The sequence below is a fragment of the Stenotrophomonas sp. YJH_SMC_21 genome (assembly GCF_059369555.1).
In genome coordinates, this window is record NZ_JCAFSU010000014.1 from 37030 (window position 1) to 59637 (window position 22608).

25 protein-coding genes are annotated in these 22608 nt (G+C 63.2%); 10 read left to right on the top strand and 15 right to left on the bottom strand.

The genetic code is table 11. The features are described from left to right. Nucleotides 1-26: 26 nt before the first annotated feature. A complete protein-coding gene (locus AC5P67_RS16110) occupies nucleotides 27-2603 on the bottom strand; it encodes a TonB-dependent receptor plug domain-containing protein (RefSeq protein ID WP_329754694.1) in 2577 nt (858 codons plus the stop codon). 394 nt (nucleotides 2604-2997) lie between these two features. On the opposite strand from AC5P67_RS16110, the gene ftrA reads away from it, so the two are divergent. The 3 genes from ftrA to AC5P67_RS16125 all read left to right on the top strand — a co-directional run bounded on the left by ftrA (nucleotide 2998) and on the right by AC5P67_RS16125 (nucleotide 5103). Further along, nucleotides 2998-3999 (top strand): transcriptional regulator FtrA, encoded by a 1002-nt coding sequence (gene ftrA / locus AC5P67_RS16115; protein ID WP_111687164.1) that lies wholly within the window; start codon nucleotides 2998-3000, stop codon nucleotides 3997-3999. Between the two features lie 94 nt (nucleotides 4000-4093). Then, entirely contained in the window at nucleotides 4094-4528 is a 435-nt protein-coding gene (locus AC5P67_RS16120) for a BLUF domain-containing protein (RefSeq protein ID WP_012479978.1), read from the top strand. Nucleotides 4529-4551: 23 nt separating this feature from the next. Then, the gene (locus tag AC5P67_RS16125; RefSeq protein ID WP_495214912.1) at nucleotides 4552-5103 is read left to right on the top strand and encodes a chemotaxis protein CheW; all 552 of its coding nucleotides are present in this window, start codon (nucleotides 4552-4554) and stop codon (nucleotides 5101-5103) included. 11 nt (nucleotides 5104-5114) lie between these two features. On the opposite strand, the gene AC5P67_RS16130 is transcribed toward AC5P67_RS16125, so the two are convergent. The 4 genes from AC5P67_RS16130 to AC5P67_RS16145 all read right to left on the bottom strand — a co-directional run bounded on the left by AC5P67_RS16130 (nucleotide 5115) and on the right by AC5P67_RS16145 (nucleotide 8770). After that, nucleotides 5115-5615, bottom strand: coding sequence for a hypothetical protein (locus AC5P67_RS16130; RefSeq protein WP_005413048.1), 501 nt, complete (start codon nucleotides 5613-5615; stop codon nucleotides 5115-5117). Between the two features lie 92 nt (nucleotides 5616-5707). Next, the gene (locus AC5P67_RS16135) at nucleotides 5708-6295 is read right to left on the bottom strand and encodes a TetR/AcrR family transcriptional regulator (RefSeq protein WP_099529756.1); all 588 of its coding nucleotides are present in this window, start codon (nucleotides 6293-6295) and stop codon (nucleotides 5708-5710) included. 86 nt (nucleotides 6296-6381) lie between these two features. Further along, entirely contained in the window at nucleotides 6382-8151 is a 1770-nt protein-coding gene (locus AC5P67_RS16140; protein WP_329754695.1) for an oleate hydratase, read from the bottom strand. Nucleotides 8152-8245: 94 nt separating this feature from the next. After that, the gene (locus AC5P67_RS16145; RefSeq protein ID WP_033834651.1) at nucleotides 8246-8770 is read right to left on the bottom strand and encodes a GNAT family N-acetyltransferase; all 525 of its coding nucleotides are present in this window, start codon (nucleotides 8768-8770) and stop codon (nucleotides 8246-8248) included. Between the two features lie 165 nt (nucleotides 8771-8935). Here AC5P67_RS16145 and AC5P67_RS16150 point away from each other — a divergent pair, with 165 nt between their 5' ends. The 3 genes from AC5P67_RS16150 to AC5P67_RS16160 are packed head-to-tail and all read left to right on the top strand — an operon-like array spanning nucleotide 8936 to nucleotide 10195. Continuing rightward, nucleotides 8936-9391: an SRPBCC family protein gene (locus AC5P67_RS16150; protein WP_495214914.1), complete on the top strand. Its 456-nt coding sequence runs from the start codon at nucleotides 8936-8938 to the stop codon at nucleotides 9389-9391. A gap of 10 nt (nucleotides 9392-9401) precedes the next feature. After that, nucleotides 9402-9734, top strand: a complete 333-nt coding sequence (locus AC5P67_RS16155; protein WP_049449666.1) for an ArsR/SmtB family transcription factor — start codon at nucleotides 9402-9404, stop codon at nucleotides 9732-9734. Nucleotides 9735-9736: 2 nt separating this feature from the next. Further along, complete coding sequence (locus AC5P67_RS16160; RefSeq protein WP_088430615.1) at nucleotides 9737-10195, top strand: SRPBCC family protein; 459 nt, start codon at nucleotides 9737-9739, stop codon at nucleotides 10193-10195. Nucleotides 10196-10225: 30 nt separating this feature from the next. On the opposite strand, the gene AC5P67_RS16165 is transcribed toward AC5P67_RS16160, so the two are convergent. Next, nucleotides 10226-10780 (bottom strand): hypothetical protein, encoded by a 555-nt coding sequence (locus AC5P67_RS16165; RefSeq protein ID WP_227860341.1) that lies wholly within the window; start codon nucleotides 10778-10780, stop codon nucleotides 10226-10228. Between the two features lie 183 nt (nucleotides 10781-10963). Next, nucleotides 10964-12250, bottom strand: a complete 1287-nt coding sequence (locus AC5P67_RS16170; protein ID WP_495214916.1) for an alpha/beta hydrolase family protein — start codon at nucleotides 12248-12250, stop codon at nucleotides 10964-10966. Nucleotides 12251-12395: 145 nt separating this feature from the next. On the opposite strand from AC5P67_RS16170, the gene AC5P67_RS16175 reads away from it, so the two are divergent. Beyond that, on the top strand, nucleotides 12396-12773 hold the full coding sequence (locus AC5P67_RS16175; protein WP_049403163.1) for a DUF4180 domain-containing protein: 378 nt from the start codon (nucleotides 12396-12398) through the stop codon (nucleotides 12771-12773). Nucleotides 12774-12870: 97 nt separating this feature from the next. Beyond that, the gene (locus AC5P67_RS16180) at nucleotides 12871-13635 is read left to right on the top strand and encodes a COG4705 family protein (RefSeq protein WP_495214917.1); all 765 of its coding nucleotides are present in this window, start codon (nucleotides 12871-12873) and stop codon (nucleotides 13633-13635) included. Here AC5P67_RS16180 and AC5P67_RS16185 read toward each other — a convergent pair. The 4 genes from AC5P67_RS16185 to AC5P67_RS16200 all read right to left on the bottom strand — a co-directional run bounded on the left by AC5P67_RS16185 (nucleotide 13632) and on the right by AC5P67_RS16200 (nucleotide 16738). Further along, nucleotides 13632-14414: a 3-hydroxybutyrate dehydrogenase gene (locus tag AC5P67_RS16185; RefSeq protein ID WP_329754697.1), complete on the bottom strand. Its 783-nt coding sequence runs from the start codon at nucleotides 14412-14414 to the stop codon at nucleotides 13632-13634. The two genes, AC5P67_RS16180 and AC5P67_RS16185, sit on opposite strands and share 4 nt — an antisense overlap. 83 nt (nucleotides 14415-14497) lie before the next feature. Further along, entirely contained in the window at nucleotides 14498-14977 is a 480-nt protein-coding gene (locus AC5P67_RS16190; protein ID WP_012479966.1) for a transmembrane protein, read from the bottom strand. Nucleotides 14978-15062: 85 nt separating this feature from the next. Further along, nucleotides 15063-15800, bottom strand: coding sequence for a hypothetical protein (locus AC5P67_RS16195; protein WP_044570004.1), 738 nt, complete (start codon nucleotides 15798-15800; stop codon nucleotides 15063-15065). A 98-nt stretch (nucleotides 15801-15898) separates the two neighbouring features. After that, the gene (locus AC5P67_RS16200) at nucleotides 15899-16738 is read right to left on the bottom strand and encodes a type 1 glutamine amidotransferase domain-containing protein (protein WP_329754698.1); all 840 of its coding nucleotides are present in this window, start codon (nucleotides 16736-16738) and stop codon (nucleotides 15899-15901) included. A gap of 97 nt (nucleotides 16739-16835) precedes the next feature. Here AC5P67_RS16200 and AC5P67_RS16205 point away from each other — a divergent pair, with 97 nt between their 5' ends. Both AC5P67_RS16205 and AC5P67_RS16210 read left to right on the top strand, forming a co-directional pair. Further along, complete coding sequence (locus AC5P67_RS16205) at nucleotides 16836-17753, top strand: LysR family transcriptional regulator (RefSeq protein ID WP_329754699.1); 918 nt, start codon at nucleotides 16836-16838, stop codon at nucleotides 17751-17753. Nucleotides 17754-18304: 551 nt separating this feature from the next. Next, nucleotides 18305-18661, top strand: a complete 357-nt coding sequence (locus AC5P67_RS16210; RefSeq protein ID WP_111105507.1) for a hypothetical protein — start codon at nucleotides 18305-18307, stop codon at nucleotides 18659-18661. 238 nt (nucleotides 18662-18899) lie between these two features. Here AC5P67_RS16210 and AC5P67_RS16215 read toward each other — a convergent pair whose 3' ends face one another. The 4 genes from AC5P67_RS16215 to AC5P67_RS16230 form a co-directional block, all read right to left on the bottom strand. After that, on the bottom strand, nucleotides 18900-19955 hold the full coding sequence (locus AC5P67_RS16215; protein WP_146264683.1) for an LPO_1073/Vpar_1526 family protein: 1056 nt from the start codon (nucleotides 19953-19955) through the stop codon (nucleotides 18900-18902). Continuing rightward, on the bottom strand, nucleotides 19945-20214 hold the full coding sequence (locus tag AC5P67_RS16220; RefSeq protein ID WP_044570001.1) for a hypothetical protein: 270 nt from the start codon (nucleotides 20212-20214) through the stop codon (nucleotides 19945-19947). The genes AC5P67_RS16215 and AC5P67_RS16220 overlap by 11 nt, the downstream gene beginning before the upstream one ends. 325 nt (nucleotides 20215-20539) lie before the next feature. After that, complete coding sequence (locus tag AC5P67_RS16225) at nucleotides 20540-21613, bottom strand: RES family NAD+ phosphorylase (RefSeq protein ID WP_012479960.1); 1074 nt, start codon at nucleotides 21611-21613, stop codon at nucleotides 20540-20542. 161 nt (nucleotides 21614-21774) lie between these two features. Next, nucleotides 21775-22470, bottom strand: a complete 696-nt coding sequence (locus AC5P67_RS16230; protein ID WP_185695494.1) for a hypothetical protein — start codon at nucleotides 22468-22470, stop codon at nucleotides 21775-21777. Nucleotides 22471-22608: the final 138 nt, after the last annotated feature.

Genomic DNA, 22608 nt, shown 5'->3' on the forward strand with positions numbered 1-22608 from the left:
ACGTCCGGCCGCCTTTGGCGTGAACCTCAAAACCGGTAACTGACCCGCCCGTACCAGTACGCGCCGACGTTGCTCAACACGTCGCCGTTGTCCCAGGTCGTCTCGATGCTCGCCACATCGGTGGCACTGCGCGCGTACTCCGGCACCTTGCGCGTGCGCTTGTCGAACACGTTGTTGATACCCAGAGCCGCGCTCCAGCCCGCACCCAGCTCCACGCCACCGGACAGGTTGGTCACCAGCACCGGCGGCTGCCTGTACTCCACGCCGTTGTTCAGGCGCTTGATCGGGCCGTAGTAGGTGAAGTCCACATTCGAGCGCCAGCGCCCGTTCTGCCAGCCCAGCCCAGCCACCTGGGTGTAGCTGGGCGTACGGAAGCGCAGCGCGTACTCGCTGCTCTTGGTCAACAGGTTGATGTTCGGCAGCCCCTGCAGCGCCGCCGGAATGTCGCTGACCTTCTGGATGGTGGTGCGACCCACGTTGGCCGCATAGCTCCAGCGCAGCTTGCCCCACGCGGCTTCCTGGTTGGCCTCCAAGGTCAGCTCGACACCGCGCGTGCGGGTGTTGCCCACGTTGGTGAAGTAGCTGGCGTAGAACGCATCACCCGGCAGGATGCTGATGCCGGCCGAACCCAGCAGCGCATCGATGGTGTTCTTCTGCGCCGCGCTCAGCACCGTGCCGCTGTTGTCGGTGACGCGTGCAGGATCCTGCGCGTTGTAGCCAATCTGGCTGGACTGGCCGAGCTGGCCGCGGATGTCGATCTGGTAGGCATCCACGGCCAAGTGGAACGCCGGGCTCGGGTCCCAGGTCACGCCCAGGCTGTAGTTGGTGGCTTTCTCGGGCTTCAGCGGCGTAGCACCCAGCGCAACGGCCGCCGGTGAAGACACCTGCGCCACCAGCGTGGTCCCGCACGGGCAACTGCCCGTGGCCTGGTAGAACTGTGCGCCCAGGCTGGGCGCATGGAAGCCGTTGCTGACCGTCGCGCGTACACCCAACGCGTCGGTGAAGTCGAAGCGCGTGGTCAGGCGGCCAGTGGAGACACTGCCGAAGTCGGAATGGTCTTCCCAGCGCGCGGCCGCATCCAGATACCAGCGCGAGGTGATGTTGCTGGCCGCGCCCACATAGACCGCCTTGCTGTTGCGCGTCGCCTTCACCGCATCGGCGGTGGAGTAGCCCACGAACGCCGCGGCACCGAAGCCGGTGTACGACTCCCACTGCCCGGCCCCGCGTTCGTACTGTTCGTGCTGGTACTCGGCGCCTGCGCTCACTTCCAGCGGCGACGCAAAGGCGGCCACCTCGAAGCCACGGCGCAGGTCGAGGTTGGCGATCCCCTGCTGGTAGTCCAGCTTGCCGTCATAGAAGTCAGTGGGCGAACCGGGATACGGCAGCGAGTAGTTCACCGAATTGCGGGTATAGGTGCGCACCGTGCTGCGGTTGCCGGTCAGGCTGGCGTCGTAGTCCCAGCCTGCCACCTGCCCTCTCACGCCCGCAGTGCCGGTGTACTGCTTCTCCTTGGTTTCCAGCACGGGCAGGAAGCCATCGGGAAACACGCTCAGCACCCCGGGCGCCTTGTAGGTGGTGAAGATGGTCGCCGGCAGGCGGAAGTTCTGGATTGCCTGCGCGGTGCGATCGCTGGCCGTGGCGTTGGCGTAGAACTGCGCGCTCTCGCCCAGGCCATGGCCCACGTTCACCGCGAACGCCTTCAGCGCATACGACGGGGAGCTGAGGATGGTGTTGGCCTCGGCATTGCGGCTGGCTTCGGCCGGGTTCGGCGATGCGCCGGCCGGCAACCGGTTGTTCGGGCGCAGTGCGACCAGATTGCCGCTACCATCCACCGCCGGGTAGCTCAGATAGCCATCGATGTAGCGGCGGGTGCGGATCGCATGATGCTGGCGGGTGGTCTCGCCGGAGAGGTTGACGAAGCCATCGGCACCCCACGGCAGGCCAACGTTGGCACGCACGCTGGTGCGCGAGCCATCACCGTCGATGCTCTGCCCGCTTTCCACGGCGAGCTCGCCACCGTGCGCCTGCGACTTCAGGATCACGTTGACCACGCCGGTGATCGCGTCCGAACCATAGATGGCCGACGCACCATCGCGCAGCACCTCCACGTGGTCGATGGCCGAGACCGGAATCAACGCCAGGTCGGCCCAGGCGTGGCCCGGAAAGCCACCACCGTTTGCGCCACTCACGTAAGCGCTGGCATTGCGGCGCTTGCCGTTCACCAGCACCAGCGTGTAGCCGGGCGACAGGTTGCGCAGCTGGTAGCCACGGATCAGGCTCTCCTGGTCGCTCTGGTAGCCACCAATCTGGCTGAGCGACGGCAGTGCGCGCTGCAGTGCTTCCAGCAGGTTGGCCTGGCCGGTAGCGGTGAGGTCTTCGGCGGAGATCACGTCAATCGGCGTGGAACTGTTCTTCACCGTACGCGTACTGGTGCGCGAGCCGGTCACCACCACCGCATCCAGCGTGGACGCGGCCACGTTGGCCGTCGCAGCGGCGGCAGCAGGATCCGCATCGGCTTCAGCGGCATGGCTGGGCGAAGCGGCGAGGATGGCTGTGATCAGAACAGCGAGAGTGCTAAGGACAGGGGCGTGGGCGGCAGGCATGGGGGCTCGTGGAGGTGGGCCGGAAACACGCTTCCATTCAAGGGCCTGTCCGCCCACCGCGACAGGCGCGATCGCGTCACCCAGCCGTAACATCCGGCCACCCACATGACTGCTGGTAATGACGTTAGGCGGCCCTGCGCACCACGCCCATGGGACGGCGAGCGGCGGGTGGCAGGTGGTGGGCGACAAACGACGGGGTAGAGTCGACTGTTAGTCGACTGCTGTTGGCGATACCGCCTGGAAGCCCGCGCTGCGCGCGATAGTCGACTAACAGTCGACTCTACCCCGTCGGGTGCCCAAGCCAGACGAATGCCCCCGTGCACATGCTCCGCAGGCATCACCTCATGCCCGCGCAGCATTCTGCGGCGCACATCTGCACCCGTAGCATCAAGCCATGCCCAGCCCACCCGCCGATCCCAGCGCACCGCTCGTCGCCATCGTTGCCTGCCACGGCCAAGGGCTGTTCGAGTTCGGCTGTGCGGTTGGCCTGTTCGCGCCGGTGCGGCCGGAACTCGGCGTGGCCTGGTATCGCACCCAGCTGTGCGCGGGTGAACCCGGTGCGCTGCGCATGCTCGGCGGAACGCAGGTCCAACTCCCCTACGATCTCAGCAGCGTTGATGACGCCGACATCATCGTCATTCCCGGTTGGCGCGAGCCCAGCGAGCGCCCACCGCAGGCACTGCTCGATGCACTGGTCCGTGCCCACGCACGCGGCGCGCGCATCGCCTCGATCTGCTCCGGTGCCTTCGTGCTGGCCTGGGCCGGGCTGCTCGATGGCCGCCAGGCCACCACCCACTGGCGCCTCACCGAAGCGCTGGCACGCGAGTTCCCACACATCGATGTGCGGGAGGATGCGCTGTACGTGGATACCGGCAGCATCATCACTTCGGCCGGCTCGGCCACCGGCATGGACATGATGCTGCATATGGTGCGCAAGGATTACGGCGCGCGCGTGGCCAACCTGGTGGCCGAGCGACTGGTACTGGCGCCATGGCGTGATGCCGAACGCAGCCAGCGCGTCAGCCGCGCCATTCCCCATGGCGAGCCCACGCGCTTGGCAAAGCTGATGGAATGGATGCGCCGCAACCTGCGCGAGCCACACTCACTGGGCAGCCTCGCCGAGCATGCGGCCCTCAGCCAGCGCACCCTGCAGCGGCAGTTCCTGGAGGCCACCGGCCTGTCGCCTATCGACTGGCTGATCCGCGAGCGCGTGGCCTACGCCCGTGAGCTGCTGGAAACCACCGACCGGCCGCTGCAGTGGATCGCAGAACAGGCTGGCTTTGGTTCGCAGGAATCGTTCCGTCGTCACTTCCGTGGCCAGGTCGATGCGAGCCCTACCGAGTACCGCAACCAGCACCGCAGCGGTCTCGGTGCCGACCGCCTGGTGGGCTGTTGACCCAGTGCGCGGTGCCAGGCGTGGCGTGAGCAAAGCCTCACGACGGTGCGAGCTTGCGTGCGTATAGTGACGTGCGTCACACGAAGCCCCTTCCATGCTCCACGCATTTGCTTACTCCAGCCACATGTCGGCTGGGCTTTCCGATGAAACCCTCCGCCAGATCGTCTCGGGCTCTGCCGCGTTCAATCGCCGGGTGGACGTTACCGGAGCGCTGCTCGTCGACGGGCAGCGGTTTTTCCAGTACATCGAAGGCCCGCCCGACGGCCTGGAGGCGGTCAGGCGCCGCATCCAGGACAGTCGTTCGCACGCCGCCGTCACCCCGGTACTGGACATGGCAATCGGCGCACGCGCCGTACCCTACTGGGCGATGACCCGCATCGAGACCGGGCAGATCGTCGTGTCCGGGCTGGTCAATGCGCGATGGGACGAATTTGGCCATTCCGTTCCAGGCATGGATCAGCTCGTTGGCCTGCTGCGTCCGCATTTCCCACGCATCGGCACCGTCGAGCCGCCACGCGCCCCCGCCTGATACAGACTGAACCGACGCCTTGCGTGCGCCTGCCGACGCGGCCGTGCGCTACGTTCGGGCGTCATCATCAGGATCCTCCTTCCCGCTGTCTTCGCCAAGCCCATCGCATGCCAGTACCCGCCCCACCTGCAATGGAAAAACGCGCATCGCCCGCCGACCTGTTCGAGATCGTGATCGTGCGTGCAGGCACCGCCCTGTTCGCGATTGACATCCAGGCTGCCGTCGAAATTCGCGGCCTGGAGGCATTCGGCCCTGCAGACCGCAACGGCAGGCCGACCCTGGAAGTCCGTGGGCAGCCATTACCCGTGGTCGACCTGCGCCGCATGAGCGGCCAAGCGGCATTCGACGGTGGCAGCCCGGCCATGCTGTTGATCAATGCCGGTACCGCAACGCTGGCGCTGGCCGTGGATGAGGTGCTGGAGATTGAGACACCGGACGCGAGCGCACGCGTCCCCGAGCGTGCCGCAGGCCGATCGTTCGGCTTCTGCAGCCGGCACATTCAACTTGACCCGGCGCGCTCGGCTGCACTGATCGAACCGGTGGCACTGCTGGGCGCACTTGCCGCGCCGGAGTGACCGGCGGCGTCTCAGGATCGTCCTGCCAAGGCACGGTTTCGCAGCCTCCAGCACTGCGCGGCCACGCCGATCACGAACACCACCAGGCAGACCAGCAGCGTGTGCAGCACCACCGGGGCCATCGGCGCGGCAGCAATCGGATGCGCTGCCGGCACGCGGGTCAGCGTTTCGTTGACGCCGGGCACCAACGACAGCAGGAAGCTGAAAGACAGCGCAAACGTCGATGCATAAGGTGCTGCGCGCCCCAGCCAGCGCAGCCGCGCGGCCAGCACGCCGCCGAATGCCACCAGCAGCACGATCACCCCGAATGCGTGGCCGGGGTTGATCCCGCCCGTGCTGGACACGGTGAACGAGGTGGCCACCGACAGCACCAGCCCCACCAGGTACAGCTTGCCCGCGCGCGTGGCGGGATCGATTGCGCGATGGCGAATGAAGGCATACAGGCCACTCAACACCGGGATCAGGCTGACAGCGGTATGGATCACGCCAAGCGTGGACAGAGGGTGGGACATGGGACATCTCCAGGGATAGAATGAACCTACTAGTAGGCAGGCATTGGACTCAAAAAGAAGGCCCGCGTCGCCGCAGGCCCACCACACATCTCTCAGAGCGCCGCACTCACCCGCGCGATCGCCAACCGTGCCAGTGCCGCGAAGGTCGCCGCGTCACCAAAACCGCGCGCGGCCAGCATCGCGCCGTGCACCGAGGACATGAACGCCCTGGCCTCGTCCGCAGGGGAACCCTGCAGGCGCAACTGGCCCAGCGCCGCGCCCTTCTCCAGCGTCACCGTCAGCCACCCGCTTAGATCCTCGAAATGCCCGCGCACTTCATCGGCAATCTCCGCAGGGATCATCGGCGCCTCCGCTGCCAGCATCGCGCAGATGCAGAACGACGACGTCCCCCCTGCAATGCAGCTGGACCAGTACTCCACATAGGCGTTGAGCTCCTGCAGCGGGTCGTCCAGCTGCCGGTCCAGCAGCGCCAGGCCTTCGCGCGCCTCGGCCCGGTACAGTTCAACCACCGTGCGCACCAGGTCGGCCTTGCTGGGGAAGTGGTGATGGATGCTGGCCTTGCTGATGTTCACCCGCGCGGACACGTCGGCGTAGCTGAAGCCGTTGTAGCCACCGGCCTCCAGCAGCGAACGGGCATGGGCCAGGATCTCCTGGGCCTTGGGCGAGAGCGACTCTTTCATGTCGCCAACCTACTAGTAGGTTGAAACGCTGTCAACTACCCGCTGCCGGGCTCGCCGGGCATGGCCCGGCGCTACCCACGCCCCGCTCAGTCCTCCTGCACCAGCTTGAACTCGCGCAGCAGACCACCGATCTGGGTCTTGTCCAGCTTGTTCATCAGCAGGTTGCGCAGGAACGCTGGCCCGGGAATGTCCAGTTCCTTGCCATCACGCAGGCGCCCGGTCGCGGCCAGCAGCGAGCGCACGTCATACGTGGAATTGAACACCTCCGGCACGCCACGCTCGATCCCCAGCAAGGTGTACACCGCCTCCATCGGCGTGCGCACCGAGTACTCGGTGGTGAAGATGCAGTCGCGCTGCTTCGATTCGGCGAACTGGCCGATGAAAGCGAAGTTCACCGCACCTTCCGGCACCACGTCCGGGCGGTCACCTGCCTGGCGTGGCATGAAGAACGCCGTGATGTACGGCATCATCACCGGCACTGTCTTCGCGCCGGTCGCGGCCAGCTCATCGATCTCTTCCACCGGCACGCCCAGGTGATACAGCCATTCACGCGTGATCTCCTCGCCGGTGCAGTCCTGCATCGGCTTCTTCACGTAGTCGCCGGGCGTATCCACGAACAACGAATACACCCAGACCACGATCTGGTCCTTGGGCTGGTTCCTGAAATGTGGCTGGCGATTCACCGTCCAGCTCATCAGCCAGCGCGAGTCGCGCACGCTGACGATGCCGCCGGTCACCACTTTGCCGCTGAAGGGATCGCGCTTGGCGATCTTCTGGATGTAGGCCGGAATGCGCGCATCCAGCGTGGTCACCGTTGCCGATTCCCACTTGGTTTCTGGAATGTGCGCGCCGAACACATCCGGACGCCCGAACGCGTCATCCTTCGCGGCAATGCGGCGCCACAGGTCCCAGGCAGGCGCCGGGCCTTCGTTCAGGCGTGCCGCAGTGTGGTGGTCGCCACTATCCGAGTTCTCGGTCAGCGAACCGATGGTCATGAACAGCAGATCATCCGCGCCGAGATCCACGCCACCGGCTACACCGTCATGCATCCAATGGATGCGCGTGGCCTGCTTGCGGTCCGGCTGCAGATCAAAGTCGACGTCGGTCACCTCGGTACCGTACTGGAACACCACGCCCTGGTCCTGCAACCACTTCACCAGCGGCAGCACCAGCGATTCGTACTGGTTGTACTTCGTGAACTTCAGCGCCGAGAAATCCGGCAGGCCGCCGATATGGTGGATGAAGCGATGCAGGTACAGCTTCATCTCCAGCGCCGAATGCCACTCTTCGAACGCGAACATGGTTCGCCAGTACAGCCAGAAGTTGCTGTCCAGGAAATCACGGCCCAGTACTTCGTTGATGCGCTTGTTCTCCATCTCCTGACGGGTGGCCAGGAACAGCGCGATGATGTCCTTCTGTGCCTGCTCGGTGAGTGTGAACAGACCGTCGGTGTGCGCATCTTCGCCGCGATTGATGGTGGCGCGCCGCAGCGAATAGTTCGGGTCGTCCTTGTTCAACCAGTAGAACTCGTCCAGCACGCTGGCATCCTCGATCTCCAGCGACGGAATCGAGCGGAACAGATCCCACAGGCACTCGAAATGATCTTCCATCTCGCGGCCACCACGGATCACGAAACCCTTTTCCGGCACCTTCAGGCCATCCAGCGCACCGCCAGGAATCTGCTGCTGTTCAAGAATGGTGATGCGTTCACCGGCCATGCGCCCATCGCGCACCAGGAACGCGGCGCCGGCCAGCGAGGCCAGCCCCGACCCCACAAACCAGGCGCGCTTGCCATCGACACCGGCTGGCTTGCGCGGGCGCGCGAAGGCTTCGTAGTTGCCACTGCTGTAGTACATGCGCTGCTCCTTCCTGGAGGGGGTGACCCCACTCTAGCGCCGAACCGATGTACCGATTCCTGCATGCATGCTGCGACCGAATGACGCAGCGGCGTCAGAGCTGGCGGCCCAGCAGCATGCCTGGCCAGCCGTCCACGTTGAACGGCGCAATTCGCGTGTAGCCGCAGGACTCGTAGAAGCGCACCAGATCACCGCTGCCTCCGCCATAGCAGTCCACGCGCAGATGGTCGAGGCCGGCAGCGCGCGCCTGCTCATCGGCAAACGCCATCAGGCGACGGCCAATGCCGCGCACGCGCGCATCACGCGAGGCCACCAATACCCGCACGTACAGCTCCGGCCCATCGGGCGCCGGCACATAGGGCATCGACTCGCCCAGCGCCAGGAACGCACGCACCTCACCCTGCTCGTTCTGGGCCACCCATGCGCCAGGCAGCGCGCACGCATCGGTCACCTGGGTGACCCGGCGCGGCACCGTGGACCACGGCTCGCTGCCCCATTGCTGCAGATTGCCAATGGACACGAACCATTCAATCACCTCATCGAACAGCGCCAGCACCGCAGGGGCATCTGCCGCACTGGCGCGGCGGATGGTCAAGGTGTCCTCTCCTGTTTCAGTCATGCACGTACTCCTGTCAACGCGTCAATCAGCTGTCACGAGGATGCCGGCCAGCGGCCGGCACTACCAGGGTCGGAAGTCCCTGGGCCGGATTTGACATGCAGGCATTTACCTGCATATAGTCCATCCCAAGGGCGGCGCCTGCCGGCCCATCGCGAGGAACCTGCAATGGTGGATATCGCACACAGGGTCGGCATCAAGGCCCCCGCAAGCCAGGTGTACCAAGCCCTGGCCACCCCCGAAGGCGTCGCCGCCTGGTGGGCCGAAGACACCCACGGCGACCGCGAGACCGGCGGCACGGTCAAGGTCCGTTTCACCAACAACGGCCAGGAGATCGGCGCCATGGAAATGAAGCTGGAACAGCTCATTCCAGGCGAGCTCGTGCTCTGGCGGTTCATCGCCGGTCCCGCCGAATGGATCGGCACCCACGCGCGCTTCGTGCTGAAGCAGGAAGGCGATTACTGCATCGTCCTGTTCACCCATGAAGGCTGGAAGGAGCGCGTCGAGTTCACCTCCCACTGCAGCACCAAGTGGGCGGTGTTCCTGATGAGCCTGAAGGCCCTGCTGGAGACCGGCAAGGGCCAGCCCAACCCACACGACGTCAGGATCGACAACTGGAATTGAAGACATCCCCATGGTGGTAGACAACGTGCGCGACGCAGACAAGGTCTTCAAGGCACTGGCCGATCCCACGCGCCGGACGCTGCTGGACCTGCTCTGCGAACACAACGGCCAGACCCTGGGCCAGCTGTGCGAGCACCTGGACATGGCCCGGCAATCGGTCACCCAGCACCTGGGTCTTCTGGAAGACGCCAACCTGATCAGCACTGTGCGCCGTGGCCGCGAGAAGCTGCACTTCATCAACCCGGTACCGCTGCATGAAGTCTACGAGCGCTGGGTACGCAAGTTCGAGCAGCAGCGCCTGAGCCTGCTGCATGACCTGAAACGCGAACTGGAAGGAGAATGACGATGTCTGCAGAGTCAACCCGCTTCATCCACGTGATCTACATCGCGTCCACGCCACAGAAGGTGTTCGAGGCCATCACCCGCCCCGAGATCGCCAGCCGCTATTGGGGCCACGAGAACGTATCGGACTGGAAGCCCGGCTCGCGCTGGCAGCACGTGCGCGCCAACGAAACACGATCGGTCGAGCTGGTCGGCGAAGTGGTGGAAAGCACCCCGCCCTCGCGACTGGTCATCACCTGGGCCGCCGCCTCGCAGGCCGACAACCCGGATGCCTACAGCCGCGTCACCTTCGACATCGTGCCCTACCAGGACATGGTGCGGCTGACGGTTACCCATGAGGAGCTGGAACCGGGCAGCGGCATGGATACCGGCATCCGCCAGGGCTGGCCGATCGTGCTGTCGAGCCTGAAGTCGCTGCTGGAGACGGGCAAGGGGTTGGATGTGTTCGCGAAGCCGAGTTGACGCGGTGCTGGCGCGTGGCCACCCACGCGCCTACAGCGCCACGCTGCCAATCAAGCGGCACAGGAACGCCGTCGCGGCAAACGCGGCCGCAAACGAAAACAGCCAGTGGCTCTCCGCTGAAAGCAGCCGCTTGCCCACCACGTCCAGCAACCCGGCATCGCGGAGCCGGAACTGGCGGCGAAGCAGCAGCATGCACACCCCCATCAGCGTGAGCAGCGGCAGCCACGCGAATACCAGCATGGTCAAACTGCCCGCAGACGCGCGGCCCGCACTGTAACGGCCGATGAAGGCACTGAAAGCCGCCTGGTTGTCGTGCGGCAGGAAGACGAGCAGCAACGTCGCAATACCCAGCACGTACAGCACCGCATGCCGCAGCCGCCAGGACCATGGCCACTTGATGGCCGGTACCGGCGCTGCATCCTCCGCTCCGAACCGGAAGGCCAACCGATCGCGCCCCTGCGCGCTACTTCGGAAGCCGCGCAGGAAGCCATAGTGCAGCGCCGGCAGCAGTACCAACGACAGCAGCAGCACGAAGGCGGCATTCAACGCCATCGCAGCGCCATCCTCGTTGTCGCCCAGCAGCATTGCCAAGCCGAACCAACCGGCGAAGAACACACCCAACCCGGTCACCAAAAGCACGCCGGCAACCAGCCAGCGGCGCCAAGGGGCCACCGCCATCCATGTGTGCAATGAAGCAAGCGGCTCGGGCCTATCTTCCATTCCCTTCCTTCATTCACCGTGGCGCTCTGCAGGCGTACACCCTACCCACTATTCGCTCTCTCTGCGCGCGCGCCCATAGCCCCCGTGCACGTCCTGCTTGATCCAATCGGCCAGCAGGCGCAGGTAGCCGTCGGTGATCCGCGTCGACACCCGGTTGCCCTCGGCATCGGTGCGGAACTCGACCATGCCGTGGTCGGTATCCGGGAACAGGTAGGTGTCGATCGGTTGCCCCGACGCGCGCAGGCGCGACAGGATCGAACGCGTGGCGGCAATCGGCGCGGCGCGGTCCTGCTCGGCCAGCACCCACAGCAACGGCACCTTCAGGCGGCGCAGCGCGGCCTCGGCGTCGTAGTCCCAGATCAGCTCCAGGTTGTCGAATCGCGCGCGACCGATCCGGCGCAGGTCAGCGTCACTCATGCGCAGCATGTCGCCGCTGTACTCGCCGTTGATCGTCTTTGCCCACGGCGCGGCACCGATCTGGCTACGCACCCTGGCCAGCGCTTCGAACCCTTCAGTGAAATGCGTGCGCATCAACTGCGCGGTTGCGTCTGAAAGCTGCCCAACCTGCGCCAACGCCGCCGCATCCAGCTGCATGCGCCGTGCCTCATCGAACAACTGCTCGCGGTCCTCCTCAATGGGCGACACCACCAGCCCGAAACCGATCGCCACGAAATCGGCCTGCGAGCGCGTTGCCGCCAGCGGCGCGATCCACCCACCCTGGCTGCCACCGAAGTAGCCGGCGCGGCCGAATCGGCCCCTCGCCAGTTCGCGCGCCTTGGCAAGCGCCGCCGCTGCATCGTCAGCCAGCAGCTCGAAGTTCTGGGTGTACTCGCCTTCCGAATCGCCGGTGCCACGCTTCTGGTAGGCGAACACCGAAATGCCCTGGGCCACCAGCATGCGCTGGTAGATCGCCGCCACCGCCATCGTGCGTTCCGAGCCGTGCACCAACACCACCAGCGGCCGCGTCGGGTCGGCCGGCCCTGCCGGCTCGATCAACTGCCCGACCAGCTTGGTTCCGGCACTGATGAACGTTGCATCGGTATCGCGGGTCGGCAGTCGCTGCCAAAGCTGCGTGGCTCCCGCAGGCGTCCTGAAGCTGACCACGTCGCCGCTGCAGCTCACCGGTGCGCCGGCATCGCCTGTGGCGCCACGTCGCCCGTCCAGCATCAGATAGCGCTGGCCCGTGGCCGGTGCCGCAGCGGGTGCGCCGAGCACCACGATGTTGCCCTGCTCGTCAACGTAGGCACTGGCCGTGCACAGCTCGGCGGCCGCGGCCGGCAGACCCGAACACACCAGCACCGCCATCAACAACGAACGTCCTTTCCACCCTGCCATGCCCTTTCCCGGTATCGTGAACCCGCCTCGTGCGGGCGCCCGGCGCAGCCTAGCGCGTTCGTTCGCCAGATTCATGCTGCATCTGCTTACTGTCGGCCTCTCCCATGGCCATACTGGGCGGACGATACGAACTTCAGAGCGCACGATGCACACACATGTCGAACAGATCGGCAGCACCCGCGTCCTGCGCAGCGCCGATACAGGCCCGCTTCTGGATGGCAACGCCCTGCGCGACCTGGTCGGCGATGCCCTTGGGCACCAGGCCGAGTGGATCGCCGTGCCGGTGCAGCGCCTATCGGCAGACTTCTTCGAGCTGCGCTCCGGCATGGCCGGGCAATGGCTGCAGATGCTGGTGAACTACCGCCTGCACTTCGCCGTCCTGGGCGATGTCAGCGGCTACCGCGCACAGAGCGAATCGCTGGACGCGTGGATCACCGAGTGCAACCGTGGGCACAACGGCTGCTTCGTGGCCGACTGGGACGCCCTGCTGGCACGCCTGCCGGCCCCCGCCAGCACCGGCTGAACGCCGCCCCCACGCTCGCCCTCGCCAAACCTGGTTCCGACTGCACTCCGACGCCGCCCGGCACAGCATCACCCCCGGGCTCCCCAGGCGACGTTCGATGCGCGCTTCAGACGCAGATTCCCTGCACAGCAAAGTGGCGGCGGTCACCCTCGGCTTCTGGGTGATGAAGATCGCCGCCACCACGCTCGGCGAGACCGCGGGTGACCTGCTGTCGATGACGCTCAACCTGGGCTACGTGGCCAGCTCGGCCATCCTGCTGGCGATCTTCGCCGGCCTGCTGGCCCTGCAGCTGTCGGCGCGGCGCTTCCACCCGGTGCTGTTCTGGTCGGTGGTGCTGGCGACCAGCACCGCCGGCACGACCATGTCGGACCTGATCGACCGCACCCTGGGGCTGGGCTACGCCACCGGCGCCAGCCTGCTGGCCGGCTGCTTGGCGCTGGTGCTGCTGGCCTGGCGCATGTCGGAAAAGTCGATCTCGGTCAGCAACATCGCATCGCGCCGCGCCGAAGGCTTCTACTGGACCGCCGTGCTGTTCTCCAACACGCTCGGCACCGCGCTGGGCGATTTCCTCGCCGACGACTCCGGGCTCGGCTTCACCGGTGGCGCGCTGCTGATCGGCAGCCTCATCGCGTTCACCGCACTGGCCAGCCGCATCAAGGGCATCGACCGGGTCATCCTGTTCTGGATCGCCTTCGTACTCACCCGCCCGTTTGGCGCCACCTTCGGCGACCTGCTCACCAAGCCGCTGGAAAAGGGCGGCCTGGGCTTCGGCACAGTCGGCTCGTCGCTGGTGCTGTTCACCATCCTGGCCACGCTGGTAGCGCTGCCGATGATGCAGCGCAAGGCACAGCCAGCCAGCTAGCGCGCGGTCCAGCCCCCATCCACCGGCAGCGCCGTGCCGGTAATCTGCGCCGCCGCGTCCGAAGCCAGGAACACCACCATCTCGCCCAGCTGCTCAGGCGTCACGAACTGCAACGACGGCTGCTTTTCAGCCAGCAGCGCACGCGCGGCGGACTCCTGATCCGTGCCTTCGCGCTCGGCCAACGCGGTGATCTGCTGCTCGACCAGCGCCGTCCGCACCCAGCCCGGGCAGATCGCATTGGCGGTAATGCCGCTGCCCGCATTCTCCAGCGCGGTCACCTTGGTGAACCCCACCACGCCATGCTTGGCCGCCACGTAGGCCGACTTGTTCACCGAGCCCACCAGCCCATGCACCGACGCGATGTTGATGATGCGGCCGGCGCCCTGCTGCTTCATGTGGGGCAAGGCCGCCGCCGTTGCATGGAATACGGCCGAGAGATTCAGGGCCAGGATCGCATCCCACTTCTCGACGGGGAACTCCTCGATCGACGCCGTGTGCTGGATGCCCGCGTTGTTTACCAGGATGTCGATGCGGCCCATCGTCGCGACGGCAAGCTCAATCATCCAGCGCACTGCCTCGCCACGGGAAAGATCGGCGCCGTCATGCGCCACGCGCACGCCGAACTCGGCTTCCAGTTTGGAACGGATGCGTTCGATTTCCGCCGCGTCGCCGAAGCCATTCAGCACGATATCGGCACCTTGCCGCGCCAGCGCGGTGGCAATGCCAAGACCGATACCACTGGTGGAGCCGGTGACTACTGCAACCTTTCCACTGAACATGGGCGAGCTTCCGTCGGGCACAGGCGGCCAGTGTAGCGTCACCGGCTCGCCGCTTTAACTGACACCCTCAAGTCGGCCCACAGCTAGAAGCGGATGCCTGCCCGATCAACGGTCGCCAACGGGTTGGCCTTCCGCACCGCCTCCAGGAACAGCAGGAAGTCGCGGTTGAACAGCGTCAGGTTGTTGGTGAACGTCACGCACTTTCTGCCCGACGCTTTGCTGAAGCACACCTGCCAGACATAACGTCCGTAGATGACATCGGACGTTCGCGTGACTGAGGTGATCTGCGAGAGCGGAACCGCCGTAGGCACCGGGCCACGCCGCAGGTAGAAGGACTCCGCATCAAAGAAGTAGTGCTCCCGATCCTCTTTTCCATCCACCATCACCAGGGTCATGGACTTACCGGAAATCCGGCGAGGGGGATTCAAACGCAACCCTGATCCCAATGCAGAACGTGCGGTCGCTGACATTCGCCGCAGGATGAACCAAAGGATCAGCAACGGAAGTGCTGCGAGGACAATGAAGCCTGCAGTCTTCAAAACAGTTTCCAGCGTGCTTGGCACACAGATCTCCAGGATGAATGTTCAGGCACTGACGAGGCCCGGGCAGATCCACGCCACGCGTGGATGCTCTGGCTTCAACGCCTTTTCACTTCCAATGATCCGGCCCCAGGAACGGCAGGCTCAACACAAACACCGGAACCGCCACCGGCACCAACGCTGCACCCAGCACCTTTCCGGCCGCCGTCCCAACCCCAGGCTTATCCGTATCGTCCGGCCGGATACGCTCAGCACGCGCGGTAATCGACTGCGGCAGCTTCGCCTTCGCGGCCAGCGCCGCAGCGTCCGGCAGCTTCACCCGCTCGCCATCACTCTCGAACAGCGCGCTGTAATAGCTGCCGCCCTGCCTGGAAAGATTGCAGTCCGGGTTGGCCGCCAGCTCGTAGCGGCTTCGGGCTTCAAGGATGTACGGCTGGCGCGTCAACGCAGCGATGGCCTTGGCCACCCGCGGGCTGATCTCCAACCGCTCCAGCTTGAACTGCGCCGCCTGTTCGGGCGTCACCTGCTCCGGCCGCAGCAGCAGCGCGTAGCTGCCATGCACCTTGCTCCGGTCGGCCGGCACGCGCCAGTCCTCACGGAAGTAGAGCTGCGCGCAGACCACGGCCTCGCGCAGCGGGCTGTCCATCAGGGCGCGGTAATCACGGAACGGCGCCGCATCAAAGCGCATCGGCTCGTCATAGACCGGCAGCAGGTACAGCTTGCCGTCGTCGGCCACGAATGCGCTGGTGATCTCGCGATTGGAATGATGGTAATCCGGTCCGCTGGCGCAACCAGACAGCAAGGTCAGGCACAGGACGGAGAGAGTGAAGAGAATGGACGTTCGCATGTCGTATTGAAGGGCTTCCCTGGAAAACCAACCTCGCCCATAAGGACGAGGCCAGTCCGCCATGGTGCCACGGCGCCGCATGCGATGCAGACCCCGCCTTACTTCAACCGCTCCACCAACCGCTGCCCCACCTCCAGCGCCGACGCCGGGTTCTGCCCGGTAATCAGCTCGCGGTCCACCACCACGTGCCCGGTCCACGGCGTGGCATTGCTGCTGAACTTCGCACCCGCCCGCTGCAATGCAGTCTGCGGGTAGAACTTCATCTCACCGCCGCCCAGCAGCGGCTTGGCCTGTTCTTCTTCCTGGTTGCTGATCACCGTCATCTGGTAGCCGCTGTAGATCCACTTCGGCGTAGCCGGCATCGCACCCGCGTCCAGCGTTGCCACGAAACCCGCAGCATCCGGCAGCGTGGACAGCAGCGCGATCGGCCCGTGGCAGACCAGCGCGGTGGTCTTGTTGCGCTGGTGGAAGTCGGCCAGCAGCCGGCCCAGCGCCGGGCTCTTCAGCAGGTCCTGCATCGGCGCGTGGCCACCGGGAATGTAGACCGCATCGAAACGCGCATAGCCCTGCTGCTCGACGCGCGCCAGGCTGACCACCGGCGAGGCCGTCGGCGAGGTCAGCGCCAGCTTCTCCAGCAACTCCTTGTGCAGCGTCAGCTGCGCGGCATCGTTGCCGAAGTACGCCGGCGTCACCGAGGACGCATCCACCGTTGGCGCCCGCCCATGCGGCGTGGCGAAGGTCACCTCGTGGCCCGCGTCCAGCAGTAGCTTGACCGGCTGCATCAGCTCGTTGAGATAGAAGCCGGTGGACAGCACCTTGCCGTCCTTCAGGTCCAGGTGGTTTTCGTCGGACAGCACCACCAGCACGTTGGCGGCATGCGCGCCGGTGGCGGCCAGGGTCAGGGCCAGCGCTGCGGCCAGCCGGGTCATCAGGTTCATGGGGGAGCTCCTATCGGGGAATGGCCCCCACTTTATTCATCGCCCCAGCGGCGATAAATTGGCCCCATCGCAAAACATCTGTTCCCCGGAGAGTCAAATGAGCCGCAAGTTCGACTACCTGGGCGATGTGGAGGTGTTCCTGGCGGTGGTCGAGCACGGCTCGTTCACGGCCGGTGCGGTGGCGCTGTCCACCACGCCCTCGGTGCTGAGCCGCGCGGCCACCCGCCTGGAAGCGCGGCTGGGCCGGCAGCTGCTGCAGCGGACCACCCGCCGCGTGGGCCTGACCGACGCCGGGCGACTCTACCTGGAACAGGTGCGCACCGCCTTCGGCCTGCTCGACGACGCCGAGCGCGACGTACTGGCCCAGGACGGTGCGCTGGCCGGCCGCGTGCGCCTGAGCGTGCCCACCACCTATGGCCACTACCGGCTGCCGCCCGTGCTGGCGCGCTTTGCGCAGCAGTACCCCCAGGTGCAGGTGGAACTGAACATCACCAACCGCAACGTGGACCTGGTGGCCGAAGGCTTCGACCTCGCCATCCGCCTGGGCCAGCTGCCGGACAGCGGGCTGGTGGGGCGGAAGCTGGAAGACGCGCCTTTGGTGCTGGTGGCTTCGCCGGACTACCTGCTGCGCCGGGGTACGCCGCAGACGCTGGACGACCTGCAGCAGCACCTGTGCCTGCCGTTTGTGATGCCGCGTACCGGGCGGCTGGCGCCGTGGGTGTTCCGCGACGGCGGGCGCGACGTGGACTGGCTGCCGCGTTCGTCCATCGAGACCTCCGACGATGTGCTGGGCGTGGTGTCGCTGGCCGAACAGGGCATCGGCATCTGCCAGAGCTATGCGTTCATCGTGCGCGAGCGGTTGCAGCGTGGGCAACTGGTGGAAGTGCTGCCACAGTTGCGCGGGCGGTCCAGGCCGTTCTCGGTGATCTATGCGCCGCATCGGCGGCAGTCGGCAGCGGCACGGGCGATGATTGAGTTGCTGGTGGGGAATGCGGCTGAGGATGGCATCGGTTGAAGCCGGGAGCCTTATTAATGGTGTCGGGTTTGAACCGCTTTTCGGGCTATGCGGCTGATCGCGCGCCGTTGCTTGGCGAGGCGGACTAAGAACTGTTGCAAAGCAGGCTGTCGCGCTATTCGCTTGTAGCGTGGGCGATTGCGCCAGTTTGAATCGCCATCAGCAAAGCAGTTGCGCGAATGCGTCTGCTGGCGTCGCGTGCTGCACGAGAGGTGCGTGCAACAATAGTTCTTCGCTTTCGGATTCCGCGTTTCCTTCGCGAATTTCTATTGGCATTCGAGGCGGCTGCGTAAACACCATGGCGCGCCACCGACAACGGGTGGCCCCGGGTCTGCAAACCCGTTTGATGCACGCGCAAGTTGTTTACGCTTGCCCGTCGGCACCGTCCTTAACCGGTGCCGGCGGGCAATCCGTCGGCCTTTCTGGCGGGCGGTGCGTGGGAGTCTTCGGACTCACCGGCCAATAGCGCTGCATCAACCGGTTTGCAGCCACGCATCGTCCGCCACCTCTTCACGGTGGCGCTGTTAAGCACAGCCACGGAAGCCGACGCCATGAACGAATCCGACACCTTCTCCTCGTACACCGTTGTTGAACCCATCAACGACGACACCTCACGACCCGACCTGAACTCCCTGCTCGGCATCCTCGAGCGCATGCGCGGCTGCGAGGGCGCCGATGGACTGCCCTGGCCGGAGAACGACGTGTCACCCGGCCGCCGCGTGAGCCTGGCGAGGAGCGAGCGCGCGATGGTGGGAGCGCTGACGGTGCTGGAGCTGCTGCACGCGGCGGACCGCTGCCGGGTGGCAGCGGAGCCGGAGCGGCATTTGGATGAGGGGGTGGTTGATGGGTTGTTTCTGGCTTGCCGGGGGTTGGTTGAGTGGGCATGTCATGAGGTTAGGCCGGAGTGAGGCCAATAGTCCTTCAAGATCAACTCACTCGCGGATAGAACAACAAGCGAAGGCTTCAAAATGCGATGCGCAAACACTGAATTTGCTCCAAGTTCGACTTCTAAGCGCCGGCAGACCTCACATACGCACATCAAGCCAGATGCAACGCAAGCACTTTAGTAACCAAGAGAAAAACTCAAAATGCACACCAATTCAAATGCAGATGCCGGGCACAACACTCGGTCGAACTTAAATACAACTAGTTAACCCAATTCTCGAGCCCACCAAAACTACCAACCAAACGCTTTACATTTGCATGTCCGATGGCACTCCCAACACTAGTGAGTGAAAGAGACTTCATTGCTGAATTTGACCACTTTTGGAATAGCACCTCAGTCGCCGGACGAATTCTCAACACCTTGGCCCGAACTTCCTCTTCAGTCATTAGATTCCGCTGATAGATTGATTTTACCCGATCAATAACATCCAGCGGAATACCCTGACGAGAAAGATCGGGCTCGATATCCGCGTATCGCATTACACCAACCTGATACTTACTTGCATCATTCAGGCAAGGAATGAAGATTCGCGAATCCACACCACCAGAGAAACCCATCTCTTCAATTTCATCGCGAGAAAGACCTGCAACAAACAATGCAGGGTAGTCCTTCAGGAGGATGCCCTCCACGGAAATCTCCATTAGCAAAGATGTTGATCCACACCCGGCAAATTCCAGATATGTGAACGAGGAATCGCTTACCGCCAGCGCCTCCACAAATGGAAGTATATATCTATCTAGATATGCCCCCAGTGCATTATCAGACTTAATTCCGACACTTTCTGTGTATCGAAGCACGAAGACCACTGCAAGATTTGCCAACTGACCTTCGGTCAGCTTGGGGGCAGTTGCCAACGATTCGTCCAAAACCAGCTGAAGGAGATCTCTCTGCTCCTGCTTTGATCGATCAACCAATAGATCAACAAGCAAATCAGCCAAATTTTCATCCCCGGCTCTAGCGTGCTCCTTTTGTACCGTGTAGAGAGCATGCTGGAAAGAAGGATCATTAGCTTGACTGAAGCCAGACGGATTCTCATTCATAAGTCTACTTATGAATTTCTCTGTTATGTATTCTGCCCGACGGGTAGCCTCCTCCCGGGCGACAGCTGAGAGTCGATAGAAGTTAGCCTCAAAAAGGTCGTGCGCCACCTGCCTAACGTCTTGATATGTCATTCCCTGCTGAAAATTGATATCCCTTCCCGCCTGAAGGGCAGTCGAATTTTCAGTCGACGTCTGACTCTGATCGTTACTGGTCATGATTTTCCCTCGCATGGCCTGAATTCAACTCACCGCTCACCTTGATATCGCGTCCCGCCTGAATCGCGACCCCGCCCTTGGAGGCCCGCTGCACTTGGGCCGGCCTCTCTTGCTCGCGACCTACCGGAGAAATCACTCGCGCCTTGCTTCGCATTCGCCGCACCATCTTCACGATGTACAAGAATACGCCTGCGGCAAATCCAAGAATTCCCGCTATGGCGGCCCCTACCTCCAGAACGTCTTTGATCGTCGTATCCACAATCCCTCCTTGATCATTCCATTCCATGCCAGAAGCCAACGTCAAGCTTCGTAGCTGCCCCCAGGCCCTGCACCTCACCGAGCATCCATTGCCGTCCATGATGCCCTTCCGACATGGCAATAGCGGCACCATGGCATCTACTCTTCGCAACGAAGCTGTGATTGCAACACTGGAAAGAGTTTACAGCCAGCCGAGCCCAGCCTTGCGCGCCTCGGTCAGCATACATCAGGGCACCATCACCCCCTCAGCGTCGAAAGTCTCCGAGTGCTTCGTCGGATACTTCGAGGCAGAATAGTTTATTGTGCACGTGAATTTCCATGTGAGACTAGGCGATTGCTGGTCCATGATGGAATTCATAAGCCACACGGTTGATCACTAAACGATTAATACTATCGACCTCCACCATTCCCTCTGCGATTGGATAGCCAAACAGAGCCAGATTGGGGACGCTCAATGACCGCTCATAAGCCTCGGCGCCGCTGAACCGACGGCGAGTTATTCCATAGACGGTCTGGAATGGTCTCTCACCGTGATAGTGACTACTAAAGTACGAGGGATACACCAGACCATCGTAGCCACCGTCCTTGGCTGCACGCGCAATCGCCCGCGCTGCGTCGTAGGCCCCCCTGCCGCCAAGAAAGAGCATATGGACCGCCATGTCGAGACTTTCGAACTCTGTCGCATCCTCCTCCAGAACTACCGTCAGGTCTAGGAGGCGCAGTTGACGTCGTGGATTAAGGGAGGCGACGAACAAGTCGTCCTCTATGGTGTAACGGCACTCATGCACGCACAAGTCGATCAAAGGAGAGGCATACATGACCGGCAATCCATCGGAACTTAGTCGTCCATCCTGCGGGACGTTTGAGGGTGGCGTGTCGTATTCGAGGGGATTGATAACTGAGCCGGGACTCTTCCGCACTCGATAGAACGTCTCATCCGTCCCGACCGTCCTTGTCGGGTACTCGGCCATGATCCGCTCAATGACGGCTGTACGCTTCCCGTCATCTAGTAGGGCTTTCAGTGGCTCAACCTCGCCAATCATCCACAGCCGAGGGCCATAATAGAAGAACCCCACTCCCAGCAGCCTCTCGAAAACTCCTATGTCATCCGTCAGCACAGCATCAATATCGATGCTGGTTTTCTGGTGTTCGTTCAACTGAATGGCAGGAGCTCCTCCAAAGTCATACTTGTGGAAGGATCCGTCGACGAAGAAGCGTTCGGCCAGGTAGGCCAGAGGCGCTCTGCCAAGTTTGATGCCATCCCCCCGTCCGCAATTGGGACATAATCCCACCTCCTCTCTGCCATATTGCATGGCATCGAGTATCAGGCCACGATTCTTGAAGCAGCGACTGCAGGCAATTGCAATTAGTTCTTCTGGAATCTCCGAAGATTCACTCACAATACCACTCCATATGGATTTGCAAGGGTAACCACATAACGACTAAGCCCGGCTAACCGACCGCAGCGATTACGACGAAGTATCCCCCCCCGGAACCGCCAATCGCAAGAAACAACCTCCTTATATGATATCCAGTGAATTCACAGCAGCGAAGGATCAATTCATAATTTATCTATCCGATCCATAACAAAATCTCCGTCCTGGTAGCCAGTGACCACGGACCAACCGGCAAACAATTCCCAAAGGAAGTTGGCCAGATACTCGACGTCCGAGTTTTCGGATCCATCTCGAAGAACTACAATCGCGCGGTTCAGCCTTTTGAGAAAAGCATAGACTTCGTCTTCGCCAACATCTATCGCGGCGAGCGTGTACTTCAGCTCCTCAGCCAAGATTCCCAATTCTACGACGATGGAGCTGACGTGCCCTGCCTCCAGACCATTCATAACGTCGTACCACTTCTCTCCACCGGACGGCCCGATGGCAGCGAAGTAGGCCCTAAATTTCTTGATGTCCGCAAGATCTTCAACCACCTTAGGGTCAGCAGCCCCATCGCTCGCGAACAGCAGTTGGTAAATACACTGCTCTTTGAATAGAGCATAGTGGTGCTGAAGGTTCTTTCGGATTCGCTTTCGTTTGGCATTTGCCGGCAACCAAACCACGAGCATATACATAATCTGACTGACGAGAACGCCAATCGCCATGTTGAAAACAATCTGATTTCCAACAGGAAACGACGTCAAGACGACCTCGATCCAAGTGCCCTGCAATGGACCGATCAATGGTTCCTCGCTGGCTTTAAACATCAACAGCGCACTGACGCCAAACAGGGCCCACAGCGTTCCTCCTAGCGCATGCACCCTTACGCACCTTGTGAAGGCTTGGCCTCGGCCTGAATGCCGTGGAGTCGAATTCATCCTTCTTCCTCCCTAATAACTCCAGCGCGGAACACCACCGACAGCGCAGCATTTGTTCAGTGTTGCGTCAGGCCTTTCAAT